Annotated in this window: 13 protein-coding genes; 9 read left to right on the top strand and 4 right to left on the bottom strand. The window is 44.8% G+C overall.

The window, feature by feature from the left end:
• Window positions 1-34 precede the first annotated feature (34 nt).
• The 5 genes from DXX93_RS18445 (at window position 35) to DXX93_RS18425 (ending at window position 6132) form a co-directional block, all read left to right on the top strand.
• Window positions 35-514 carry a winged helix-turn-helix transcriptional regulator gene (locus DXX93_RS18445; RefSeq protein ID WP_116009386.1) on the top strand — a complete coding sequence of 160 codons (480 nt, stop codon included), beginning with the start codon at window positions 35-37 and terminating at the stop codon, window positions 512-514.
• A gap of 147 nt (window positions 515-661) precedes the next feature.
• Window positions 662-2368: a M28 family metallopeptidase gene (locus tag DXX93_RS18440; protein ID WP_116009385.1), complete on the top strand. Its 1707-nt coding sequence runs from the start codon at window positions 662-664 to the stop codon at window positions 2366-2368.
• Between the two features lie 195 nt (window positions 2369-2563).
• Window positions 2564-3448, top strand: a complete 885-nt coding sequence (locus DXX93_RS18435; RefSeq protein ID WP_258872714.1) for an HDOD domain-containing protein — start codon at window positions 2564-2566, stop codon at window positions 3446-3448.
• Between the two features lie 248 nt (window positions 3449-3696).
• Window positions 3697-5118, top strand: coding sequence for a sodium-dependent transporter (locus DXX93_RS18430; RefSeq protein WP_116009384.1), 1422 nt, complete (start codon window positions 3697-3699; stop codon window positions 5116-5118).
• Window positions 5119-5223: 105 nt separating this feature from the next.
• Window positions 5224-6132 (top strand): class I SAM-dependent methyltransferase, encoded by a 909-nt coding sequence (locus DXX93_RS18425; protein ID WP_116010039.1) that lies wholly within the window; start codon window positions 5224-5226, stop codon window positions 6130-6132.
• A 51-nt stretch (window positions 6133-6183) separates the two neighbouring features.
• Here the strand turns inward: DXX93_RS18425 and DXX93_RS18420 are convergent, their stop codons facing one another.
• Together DXX93_RS18420 and DXX93_RS18415 are read right to left on the bottom strand one after the other, a co-directional pair.
• Complete coding sequence (locus DXX93_RS18420) at window positions 6184-6801, bottom strand: LysE family translocator (RefSeq protein ID WP_116009383.1); 618 nt, start codon at window positions 6799-6801, stop codon at window positions 6184-6186.
• Between the two features lie 69 nt (window positions 6802-6870).
• The gene (locus tag DXX93_RS18415; RefSeq protein WP_116009382.1) at window positions 6871-7764 is read right to left on the bottom strand and encodes a DNA ligase; all 894 of its coding nucleotides are present in this window, start codon (window positions 7762-7764) and stop codon (window positions 6871-6873) included.
• A 127-nt stretch (window positions 7765-7891) separates the two neighbouring features.
• Here DXX93_RS18415 and DXX93_RS18410 point away from each other — a divergent pair, with 127 nt between their 5' ends.
• On the top strand, window positions 7892-8158 hold the full coding sequence (locus DXX93_RS18410; protein WP_116009381.1) for a hypothetical protein: 267 nt from the start codon (window positions 7892-7894) through the stop codon (window positions 8156-8158).
• Between the two features lie 143 nt (window positions 8159-8301).
• The gene (locus tag DXX93_RS18405; RefSeq protein WP_258872713.1) at window positions 8302-8541 is read left to right on the top strand and encodes a PGPGW domain-containing protein; all 240 of its coding nucleotides are present in this window, start codon (window positions 8302-8304) and stop codon (window positions 8539-8541) included.
• A gap of 58 nt (window positions 8542-8599) precedes the next feature.
• On the opposite strand, the gene DXX93_RS18400 is transcribed toward DXX93_RS18405, so the two are convergent.
• Both DXX93_RS18400 and DXX93_RS18395 read right to left on the bottom strand, forming a co-directional pair.
• On the bottom strand, window positions 8600-9313 hold the full coding sequence (locus DXX93_RS18400) for a DUF3581 family protein (protein WP_116009380.1): 714 nt from the start codon (window positions 9311-9313) through the stop codon (window positions 8600-8602).
• Between the two features lie 122 nt (window positions 9314-9435).
• Complete coding sequence (locus DXX93_RS18395; RefSeq protein ID WP_116009379.1) at window positions 9436-9705, bottom strand: GIY-YIG nuclease family protein; 270 nt, start codon at window positions 9703-9705, stop codon at window positions 9436-9438.
• Window positions 9706-9753: 48 nt separating this feature from the next.
• Here DXX93_RS18395 and arfB point away from each other — a divergent pair, with 48 nt between their 5' ends.
• Both arfB and DXX93_RS18385 read left to right on the top strand, forming a co-directional pair.
• Entirely contained in the window at window positions 9754-10176 is a 423-nt protein-coding gene (gene arfB, locus DXX93_RS18390; RefSeq protein WP_258872712.1) for an alternative ribosome rescue aminoacyl-tRNA hydrolase ArfB, read from the top strand.
• A 9-nt stretch (window positions 10177-10185) separates the two neighbouring features.
• Window positions 10186-11022, top strand: coding sequence for a DUF2797 domain-containing protein (locus tag DXX93_RS18385; RefSeq protein ID WP_116009378.1), 837 nt, complete (start codon window positions 10186-10188; stop codon window positions 11020-11022).
• Window positions 11023-11184: the final 162 nt, after the last annotated feature.

The raw sequence follows: 11184 nt of genomic DNA, 5'->3' as shown, positions 1-11184 counted from the left end.
GTGCCGCAAAGCAGCAAACACCGCAAAAACAACTATGTCTGATCCTAAAACACGACAACTCGATCGAATCGACCTTACTATTTTAGGCACCTTGCAACAGCATGGCAGAATTTCTAACGTAGAGTTGGCCAAGCGCGTCAATTTAAGCCCAAGCCCTTGTCTTGATCGCGTTAAGCGCCTCGAAGCAGAAGGCTATATTGAACGCTATGGCGCAACCTTAAATGCAGCCAAACTCAAATACGGCATGTCGGCTTTTATTCAAGTGACCCTAGATCGCACCACAGGCGATGTCTTTAATCGTTTTCGCGATGAAGTGGTCAAAATCAAAGAAGTGGCAGAATGTCATATGGTGGCGGGGGGCTTCGATTATTTACTAAAACTACGCTTTGAAAATATGCAGGCGTATCGCGAAGTACTTGGTGTGATTGTTGAATTACCTGCGGTTTCACAAACCCATACGTACGTGGTGATGGAGCATATTAAGAAAGACCATGGCGTGCCTGTGCTGAGTTAACCACTACACTAGGTGACACATAGCTGCTCGGCAGCGAGCTTGGTTACTTACCGCTCATTCAGTGCTGGTTGTCGCTAGCCCACTGGCGTTTTATTTAAGCGAGCTTTATAGTGATTGGCTATTTTGATAATAACAATCAATTCCACTATGAAGTATCTTTCAAAAAAATTCGCAACCCCCATTATGGTGGCGGGGCTAGCGACAATTGGCTTGTCGGCGTGTAACCAAGCAACTGATAACACAGCCCCTGAAGCTGCTCAAGCTAGTTACCCACAAGTTAACGAAAATAACATCAAAGCGCATATCGCATTTCTTGCTGATGACACCCTGGAAGGCCGCGATACGGGCAGCAATGGCTACCAGATTGCCGCCAACTACGTCACGTCCTACTTCAAGCAGTATGGCTTAACGCCAATGGGCGAGCATGGCGGCTTTGAGCAAGAAGTCACTTTCCGCAAAGCACAGCTGGTAGAAAATAGCCCCGCCATGACGATTTCAGCCCCGTCGGGTCAGCATACTGTGGCGTTTAAAGAGCAATTTTTAGCGTCTGGCTCGGCATTAGAGGTGGACTCTTCCGTTAGTGCAGAAACGGTATTTGTTGGCTATGGTGTGGTGGATAAAGCGTTTGGTTTAGACGACTATGCTGGCCTAGATGTTAACGGCAAAATTGTTGTTATGTTAACGGGGCGCCCTGATTCATTGCCTTCAGAAGAAGGTGCACACATTGGTTCATCGCGTGAAAAAGCGCGTCATGCCGCAGAGCGCGGCGCCGTGGGTATTGTCACTATTCACACGCCTAAACGTGAAGGCGTGCGTAAATTTACGGTGTCAGCCAAATATTCAGACTCACCAAGCTACAGCTGGTTAGATAATAATGGCCAGCCTTTCGGTCGCTACCCTGAACTAAAAGGCGGTGCTTACATCGACCGCGACGCCGCTGCGCCACTATTTGAAGGTGCTGAAATGTCCTTGGCGCAAGTATTTACTGCCGATACTGAAAACCAAGCTATCAAAGGGTTTGCACTTAACGCATCAGTTACGCTGAGCAAGCAAAGCACACAAAGCGAGATAACCAGCCCAAATATCGTTGCCGCGATTGAAGGTAGCGATCCCACCTTGAAAAACGAATATGTGGTATTCAGTGCGCACTTAGATCATATCGGTGTGAAAGCGCACAGCGCTCATGGCGATGAAGGGCAAGACAATGAAGAGCAAGACACTATCAATAACGGCGCGCTAGACAACGCCTCGGGTGTCTCTATCTTACTGGAAACTGCACGTATGATCGCCAGTATGGAGACTAAACCGCAGCGCTCGATTTTATTTGTCGTGGTCACAGGTGAAGAAAAGGGCTTACTAGGCTCTAGCTACTTTGCCACTAACCCAACCGTACCTGCGATGCAAATGGTGGCAAACGTTAACCTAGATATGCCGCTTATTTTGTATCCGTTTGCCGATGTCATTGCTTTTGGTTCAACACATTCAACACTCGGCGGCATTGTTGAAGCAGCAGCTGGCAAACTAGATGTGTCATTAAGCCCAGATCCATTGCCAGAGCAAGCCTTGTTTACCCGTAGCGATCACTACAGCTTTGTTAAAGCGGGAATTCCATCGGTATTTTTAATGACGGGCTTTAAATCCAAAGATCCTGAAATCGATGGCGGTAAAATGTTTATGGAGTTCTTATCAACCCATTACCACAACCACAGCGATGAAATTGATCTGCCAATTCGCTACGACGCGGCGGCATCATTTGCTGAGGTCAATATGATGATAGGTTTAGAAATTGCCAATCAAGCTGAGCGCCCGAAATGGCATGATGGTGACTTTTTTGGCAAGACTTTTGCCCAGTAGTTGCTGTGACCAGTAATACTCGAGAGGAAAACGCACGGCGACAGTAAAGTATTGTTGCCAAGCCTCTAACTTTCGGGGCTTTTTGAGTAAACCTGTGCACAGGGAGCGTGCGCAGGTAGTTGAAAATATCGTCAACGAACGTTAACGTAATGTTAAAAAAGGTTCACAATATTCACTATAGGAAGCGATTAGCTAATGACGAAGCAACTCCCCAACGATTTCATTCGCTTGCAAGCTATTGATTATGCAAATCAGGCGAATGGCTCATTTGCGTTGCCTGACGCTTGCTTTAAAGTGAAAACCTTGATGGAAGATGAGCACTCTACGGCAACAGATTTTGGCAATATCATCAGTGTTGATCCGTCAATGACTTCGCGTTTGTTGAAAATAGCCAATAGTGCTGTGTATAGCTTTTCAGGTGAGATCAGTACCATCTCGCGTGCGATTACCGTTATTGGTACCCAGTCTATTTACAATATGATGTTGGTCGATGTGGCAAGCTCAGCGTTTAAGCACTTTGCTAATCAGGCGATTGATCTCAAGCGCTTTTGGCGAACGAGTGTATATTGTGGCTTAGCGGCAAAAAATTTAGCGATAAGTGCGGGTATTCGCGATATTGAGCGCTTATTTGTCGCCGGTTTATTACAAAACTTTGGTGAGCTGATCGTCGCCAAAGTCTCTCCAGAAATCGCACAGCATTGTGAGCAATACAGCCAAGACGATTTACCTTGGCAGCGACAATATCAGGCACTGGATTTTACCTACACGGATGTGTCGGCAGAGTTATTGAAATTGTGGCAAATCCCGGAAAAAATTATTCTACCGATCCGTCACTTTAATCAAGCTCTCGACATCCAAATTAACAAGGATGTTAAAGTCATGTACCTCGCTTCTCGTTTGGCGTTAGTCGACAGCCACCCTGAGCTGTTTACTTACGACGATATTGTCGACCAAGGTTTGTGTCAGTCGTTGGGCATTACGTTTGAAGAGTTAATTGCTGCGGCTGAGTTTGCCCATGACGAAGCTGACAATGTTTTAAGCATTATGGGCGCCAAGTTCTTCGATAAGCCAAGTGGCTAGACTGATGAAACACCTAAGCTGAACATTATTTGTACGGTTAGCAAGTGCTAACTTAAATTTATAAGCTCAGGTGCGAGGTAGGGGCAGACAAGCACAGTAATCCTTGATAGCATCTGGCGATTAACAAAATTTTATCAGCGCTTATCTAGGTCGTGGTTAGGAAGTAAGGCAAAACTTACACCTTTGTTGAGTTCTTTTTGAGAATTAGCTGACACTTAGATAACAATAACTATAAATAAAGGAAACATATGAGCGCGAATAGAGAACAATTTAGTTCCAAACTAGGGTTCATACTGGCGGCGGCTGGCTCTGCGGTTGGTATTGGTAACCTAGTTGGTTTTCCGGTCAATGCCGCGAAAAATGGCGGCGGTGCCTTCTTATTGGTGTATGCACTATTTGTACTCTTAGTGTGTTTACCTGTCATGGTGGCTGAAATGGCCATGGGGCGTAAAACCCAAAAAGAACCCGTAGGCGCTTACAAGGCGCTTAATAACGGCGGCTCAGGTTGGAACCTAGCCGGTTTGTTAGGCGTACTAACGCCATTTATGATCGCCGTATTTTATATGGTGATCACGGTATGGATATTCGGTTATATCGCCATTACGCTTGGTGGCGGATTAGACTATTTAGCAACGCCACAAGCATTTGACGAGTTTACCAAAAGCCCTTACATTTTCGGTGCTATGGTGATCGTTGCAGCCATTATTAATTTTATTCTGGTTGCTGGCGTGAAAAACGGAATCGAAAAAGCCGCGAAAACCTTAATGCCGAGCTTGTTTATTATGCTCGTATTGATGGTTGTATTCGTGCTTACTCGCGACAATGCCTTTGCGGGGGTGGCGTTTTTTGTGATTCCTGACTTTAGTAAAATTACGCCGTCAGTGGTTAACGGTGCTTTATCTCAAGCATTTTTCTCGTTATCGCTAGGCATGGGCATTCTAATTACCTATGGCTCTTATATCAGTAAAAAAGCGGATATTGTCGGTTCGGCAAAACTGGTAGCGATCACAGATACCGCAGTGGCTTTTACCGCGGGCTTAATGATTTTACCGGCGGTGTTTTCGTTTAACCCGCAGGTTAATCCACAAGAATTAAGTGATAGCTCGGTATCACTGATTTTCACCTTCTTGCCGAAAATCTTTTTAGCACTGCAAGGCTCTATTGGCTATGTTGCGGCGAGCGGCATTGCGGTATTTTTCTTTATGCTGGTGTTCTTTGCGGCGATCACTTCACTGGTGTCGATTATTGAAGTACCGGTTTCTTACCTAGTGACTGAGAAACAGCACTCGCGTAAAAAAGCCTTGTTTATTTTGATGATGACAGCGGGCGTTTTAACCTTATTTGCCACTGTGTCGTTTGGAATGGTGAATTTCTTTACGGAATTTACTAGCTATGCAGGCGGTACGCGCTCTTTCTTCGACATTGTCTACGATGTCTTCTACGACACTATTTTGCCGTTAAACGGTTTGCTGTTGTGTTTATTTGTTAGCTACCGCTGGAAGAAGCATCGTCTATCAGAAGAGCTTTCTGTCGGTAACAATAACTACCAAGGCTCATTTGCAGAAAAGTACATTAACTTTTCATTAGGTACATTCATCCCCGTTATTTTATTGGGTATTTTCTTAAATACTGTTGCCGTGAAGTTCTTTGGCTATAACATTTTTGGCTAGCGACTAGGCTAGCCTAACCGATAGCGAAAAAGCCGCATCCCGTGTATGATGCGGCTTTTTATTATCTGCTACTCAGATAACCTCAAACCGTTGGCAAAAGTTCCTATGAGCATTTCTATTTCCACTCTTATTGACCATATCCAACTACAAGATGACGCTAATACGCAGCGACTTTTTCATGGTCGTGGTCATGCCTATGAAGGGCTTGAGCATATTTGTGTGGATTGGTTTGCGCCTGTCGTTTTAGTGACTCTTTATCGCGAGGTTGAGCATGACAGCTTGCTAGCACTTGCGCACAGCTTAAATGAGAAGGTAGGGGCATGTCAGTCGGTATTGGTTCAGCACCGTTGGCAGCCAATGGCGCCCATAGAGTGCTTAGTGGGTGAGGATATTCGACAACTCCATGCACTAGAATCAGGGCTGAAATACCAGATTGAATTTGGTCGTGCGCAGAATCACGGATTGTTTTTAGACATGAAAAATGGCCGCGACTGGGTGCAAGCAAATGCCAAAGATAAAAATGTGCTCAATCTCTTCTCTTATACTTGCGCCTTTTCCGTAGCGGCAAGTCATGGCGGTGCCAAACAAGTGGTGAATATTGACATGAGCAAGCCATCGCTTGCGCGTGGCCGTGATAACCACCGTTTAAATGATCAGTCAACCGAACATATTGTGTTTCAAGCGGTTGATATATTTAAGTCTTTTGGGCGATTAAAGAAATTTGGTCCTTACCAGATGATCATTGTTGACCCGCCCTCATTCCAAAAAGGCAGCGTTAATATTGCGCGTGATTACGGCAAAATTATTCGTCGTATACCACAATTGGCGAGTCCAAATGCTGACGTGATGCTGTGTTTAAACAGTCCGGATTTAGATGAAGCGTTCTTGTTAAATACGGTTGCCCAAGAGTGCCCTGAGCTGGAGTTTGTCGACAAGCTAGCCCCACCGGCTGTATTTAAAGAAGCACATGCAGGCAAGGGCTTAAAAGTGATGTTGTTTCGCTATGCGCCATAGTGTTTTAGCTATGGGGCGAGTGCTATTGCGTGAGTTTTTAGCGCGCTGTGCTTAGTTAATCACAACGCGAGCGGCAAGTAATACTAAGAAGCTGCCAGTGATGCGATCAATAATGTGGCTGTTTGCTTTGAGTTTATTGATCACTGGGCCACGTGAAAGCAAAAACGTAATTAAGCAATACCATAGGGCATCAATACCACCCACCGTTGCCGTCATGATCACTTTTTGCGTGACGCTGGCGTTTTCATCAACAAATTGACTGAATAACGCCAGAAAAAAGATCGCCAGTTTAGGGTTTAAAAAGGCAATCAAAAAACCGTCTCGCCAGCCGTTAACGTTTGCTTGGGGCGTGCTTTCATCTGAGTCTGATAAATCGAGTTGTTGCTTTTTACTGAGCAGAGCATTGATGCCCAAGTACAGTAAGAAGGCTGCGCCGCCGTATTGAATAATGCTAAACAAGGTTGGCGACTTTACTAAGATAATGCCAATGCCCGTCGTGGTAATGGCGGCGTATAGTGCCACGCCGATACCGTGACTAATCGCGCTGGCATAACCTGCTTGGGCACCACCCGCCATGGTGTTTTTAACCACCAGTGCCAAACTGGGTCCGGGAGAAAGCGCGCCCATAATGCAAATCGCAACGAGCGACAGCCATAAATGTAATTCCATTGATATACCTTAAACTTTAATATCTTAAATCTTAGTGCCTACCTCAGACAGTAGTTCTTTCAATTGGTATTACTCACTCAGTTTATTGTTCAGTGCCAATTGAGGCGCGTGTCTAATACGCAGAAAACTAGCGAATCTTGGCACACCTTTGGCAGTTTTACCACTGTATTGATAAGTGATGATACTGCCAATTGGTGGCGGGTTTTTACGTTCGTGATCGGAAAAACCACTGCCAATTTTAAACTGTAAACCATCAGGGGTTTTCACCTTTATCGCCCCTAATTGTCCAGTGTATTTGCCTTTGCCTGGCAAATGCGCAATCACCTCTGCTTCGGCATCGAATAAAGGTTTAAGTTTCATAATATTGCTAGTGCGACCGCCTTGATAGCGCGCTGAGGCTTTGTGGAGCATTAATCCTTCGCCACCAGCGGCAATTGCTTGATCGAGCCACGCGGTAAGTTGTGCATTATCTGCTAATCGGTACTGCTCAACCATTTGTAAGTGACGATTATTGGTTTTGACAATGAGTTGGCGCATTTGCGTAATACGCTCAGAAAAAGTCCCTTGATGGTTGGGTAGGTCAAACACCAGAAATTTCACTTGCTGCCATTCAACATCTTTTGCTTGCTGTTTGTTGACAATCGCGGCGATTTGCTCGAAACCACGGCGCTTTATCCACAACTCACCGTCCATGGCAACACTGGGCCAATGCTCGGTAAAGAAGCTGGGCAGGTTAACTCTGTGTCCGCCGCGAGTGAAGAGCTGTTTGCCATCCCAATAGCCACGTACACCATCGAGTTTTTCACTAACCCAATAATCGCGAATATTAGTGCTTTGATGGTAGTCACTCGCCAGTTGCAGGTTAAGTGGGTTGTGAGTGGCATTTGATGAATTGCAAAATAAGCTGAAAGTGCTGCATATCACCAAAATAATTGGTAGTTGAAAATTAAGGCTCTGGAACATGGTGCCTCCTTGGCGTGATTGAATGTCCTATTCTTTAACCTAGAAGAAAACTCAATATTTTCAATTTTTACTATAGTGATACTATTCTATTTTTCTTCTCTGCTCTGAAACGACAAGGATAGTCTTTATGAACAAAACCATCGACAAAACCATCGACAAAACAATAGGATCTTTGTGCCTCTCTTTAGCACTTTTAGTAGCATCTACTTCGCCAGTTTTGGCGCAACCCAGTAAGCAAGCTAAGTGTGCCAAATACAAAACCAAGCTTGAAAATATTCAAAGCAAACAACGCCAGCCCAACAGTGTTAAACGCAGCAATAAACTGAAAGAGCAAGCACTTAATGCCTTTAAAAAGTGGCGAAAATGCCAACAAGGCAAATTAAAACCTCGATAGTTGGTGAAAAATACCAACTCTTCATCTTCTGAAAATCCTAACGTTATGAAAGGTATGGCTTTTATTTAGTGGTGTTGTTTTTGCTTAGATACTTAGCAAGGTAAGTATCTAAGCATTGATTCAACGAGAGCGGGAGAAGGTTAATGGAGCAGAAAATGAAGAAAACCTTAATCACTTTGGTGGGCGGCTTTTTGGTCTTTATCGGCGCTGTATTTATGATTGTGCCGGGGCCAGCGATACTCTTTCTACCAGCAGGCTTGGCACTGCTGAGCTTAGAGTATACTTGGGCTAAGGATTGGTTGAAGAAGTGTCAGCGTATAACGCGCAGAGGCGCTGAGCAATTAGATAGGCTCTTATTGCGCCTTAAACACAAGTTCAATTAGCGGAGCTGCTTTGCTCTTTTGGGGCAGGGCTGCTTTTTGGCGGGAACTATGCGGGGAACTATGCGGCCTGATGATAATTTGCCTTCATGGTTAAATAGTTCTGGCTAATTTGGTCGATGGTATCCGCACAGTAAGGGCGTAAACCGCTCAGTACCATGTGTTTTTCACCTGTGCCAATGAGCGTTTCGCCGTTGTATAAATTAAATGCTAAAACGGCATTACCGCGCTTGCCATCAATGGTTAATGTCGACGAGGCAAGTTCCAGTCGAACCTCGCTAACGCTAAGATCTAACATTTCAATGCTCATGCTTTCGTACATGATCATCGGGCGTGCAGGGTTGATCATCACGTCATTTTTTGCCATCAAATCGCATAAAATATGTGGAAAGGTATGGCCAGAAAAGCCCACGTAAGCGCGCACTAGTGCTTCTATCAGCGCTTGGCTTTGGGTCATTTCACCGTCAGTTTCGATCGTTAAATATTGTTTGCCGTTGGCGTCGGTTACTGCTGTCTCAGCGGCAAGCTGACTCGGCAAGCTCAGTTCAATACCGTCAGTCACCATGCCAGAAAAATTAAAGCGCATTTGCTTAGCTAAACCGGCTTTGGCAAGGGTTACCGCGAATAGCAAATCACCCGGCACACAAAAGCGTTTAGCGTCAATATCGTGCAATGGGTTGAAGTCATCTGCAATTTGCTTGGCAAAATCACTCGCTTGTTGACGAGTGAAAGAAACTGTTGCTGGTGACTGATTGTAAAACTGATTGATGAACATAAATTAGCCATTTACTACCTTGATTTCGCGAGCATTTTATCAAGACTTCAACGTTAAGGCTAAACTTGAATTACTGAGCAGACCAGTAAAATCAAGGGCTGAGCGTACATGTGTAGGCTAAATTAGGTCGATTTAGGGGAGGTTACAACTAAAGCTTCTTTCTGTTGCTTGGAAAGTTGCTTGATAGCGTATTCTCGCTGACAAGCAAGCGAACGGCTGGCTTGTGATTCGCTGTAGACAAGTTCAACTGGCCGTCTTACCCGTGTATACTTGGCACCTCGCGTTGGCGATTGGTTATGCTCAATTACCCGCCTTGACAGATCTGTGGTAACGCCACAGTACAAGCTATTGTCTGCGCAGCGCAGCAAATAAACGTACCATGCTTGTAACATGTTGGTTTCCTCTCACTATGACTGCACTTAGGTGCAAATGGAGTTAAGTTGCAAAATAGTATTCCAGTTGATCGTTTTTGTCATCTGCGGCTTGATGATATCAGTTTTAGTGCTGTTCGGGCGCAAGGGGCTGGCGGCCAACACGTGAACAAAGTGGCAACGGCGATTCATTTGCGCTTTGATATTCATCGCTCGAAATTGCCGGATAAAACCAAAGAAAACTTGCTCAAAGTCTCTGATCACCGGATCACCAGTGACGGTGTTATCGTGATTAAATCGCAAGGTTCGCGCAGCCAAGAATTCAATAAGCAAGTGGCGATTGAAAAGTTAGTGGTAATGATCCAGCAAGCCAACAAAGTACAAAAAGTGCGCCGCGCAACCAAACCCACGAAAGCTTCGGTTAGAAAACGCTTGGAAAGTAAAAACAACCGTAAGCAAGTTAAACAACAACGAAAAAAGGTCATAATTTAAGAGGGCAATATGACAACTACCACAGAGATTGGTGCACTGCGGAAAATGACCGCTCAATTAGGTGCAGATGGTCAAATTAGCTATCAACTCCCTATTGGTGAGCAATTGGTTGAGCTGAATCCGCTAATTGGTAAAGAGCTAACACTGGTATACCATCAAGAAATTCGCTGCTGTCACTGTAATCGCAAAACAAAGAAAAGTTATTCGCAGGGTTTTTGTTACCCATGTATGCAAAAGCTGGCGCAATGTGACATGTGTATTATGAAGCCGGAAACTTGCCATTTTGAGCAGGGCACTTGTCGTGAGCCAGAGTGGGGGGAAACTCACTGTATGATCCCACACTACGTTTATCTGGCGAACACGTCGGGCTTGAAAGTAGGTATTACCCGCCATACTCAAATACCAACGCGCTGGATCGATCAAGGTGCAACGCAAGCCTTGCCAATTTTTAAAGTCAGTACACGCTTACAGTCAGGGTTAGTGGAAACTGCACTTGCTGAGTTTATTGCGGATAAAACCAATTGGCGAGCAATGCTCAAAGGCAATGCTGACGCGATGGATTTAAAACAGAAAGCTGCTGAACTTATGCCACACATTAGTGAGCGTTTGGACGCTATCCGCATTAAATTTGGTGCTGATGCCGTTGAGCAATTGGACGAAGCCGTGGTGGAACTGCATTATCCCGTAGAGCAATTTCTCACTAAAATTAGTTCGTTTAATTTCGACAAACAGCCAATCGTTTCCGGTACCTTACTGGGGATTAAAGGCCAGTACTTAATTTTCGATTCTGGGGTGATTAACATTCGAAAATTTGGCTCGTATCATATTAGCGCTCAGTTCAGCTAGGACAATTAGCTCAACTAGCCCAATTAGTATAACTTAGGACAATTGCTAGCGACTCTACAAGCACACTGAGCTGGAGAGGCAAGGGGACAAATAATTACGGAATAATCGTTTATTTTTTGTTTAATAAGACTATACTTGCAAGAAAATATCCTAGGATTCAAT

The sequence above is a fragment of the Thalassotalea euphylliae genome (assembly GCF_003390335.1).
In the GTDB taxonomy this organism is placed as follows: domain Bacteria; phylum Pseudomonadota; class Gammaproteobacteria; order Enterobacterales; family Alteromonadaceae; genus Thalassotalea_F; species Thalassotalea_F euphylliae_B.
This window is presented reverse-complemented; position numbering and strand designations above follow the sequence as displayed.

Excerpts from the sequence above, each read along its gene's own strand:
- DXX93_RS18445 (WP_116009386.1), top strand. The coding sequence starts at position 35 with ATGTCTGATCCTAAAACACGACAACTCGATCGAATCGACCTTACTATT.
- DXX93_RS18440 (WP_116009385.1), top strand. The coding sequence starts at position 662 with ATGAAGTATCTTTCAAAAAAATTCGCAACCCCCATTATGGTGGCGGGG.
- DXX93_RS18435 (WP_258872714.1), top strand. The coding sequence starts at position 2,564 with ATGACGAAGCAACTCCCCAACGATTTCATTCGCTTGCAAGCTATTGAT.
- DXX93_RS18430 (WP_116009384.1), top strand. The coding sequence starts at position 3,697 with ATGAGCGCGAATAGAGAACAATTTAGTTCCAAACTAGGGTTCATACTG.
- DXX93_RS18425 (WP_116010039.1), top strand. The coding sequence starts at position 5,224 with ATGAGCATTTCTATTTCCACTCTTATTGACCATATCCAACTACAAGAT.
- DXX93_RS18420 (WP_116009383.1), bottom strand. The coding sequence starts at position 6,801 with ATGGAATTACATTTATGGCTGTCGCTCGTTGCGATTTGCATTATGGGC.
- DXX93_RS18415 (WP_116009382.1), bottom strand. The coding sequence starts at position 7,764 with ATGTTCCAGAGCCTTAATTTTCAACTACCAATTATTTTGGTGATATGC.
- DXX93_RS18410 (WP_116009381.1), top strand. The coding sequence starts at position 7,892 with ATGAACAAAACCATCGACAAAACCATCGACAAAACAATAGGATCTTTG.
- DXX93_RS18405 (WP_258872713.1), top strand. The coding sequence starts at position 8,302 with ATGGAGCAGAAAATGAAGAAAACCTTAATCACTTTGGTGGGCGGCTTT.
- DXX93_RS18400 (WP_116009380.1), bottom strand. The coding sequence starts at position 9,313 with ATGTTCATCAATCAGTTTTACAATCAGTCACCAGCAACAGTTTCTTTC.
- DXX93_RS18395 (WP_116009379.1), bottom strand. The coding sequence starts at position 9,705 with ATGTTACAAGCATGGTACGTTTATTTGCTGCGCTGCGCAGACAATAGC.
- DXX93_RS18385 (WP_116009378.1), top strand. The coding sequence starts at position 10,186 with ATGACAACTACCACAGAGATTGGTGCACTGCGGAAAATGACCGCTCAA.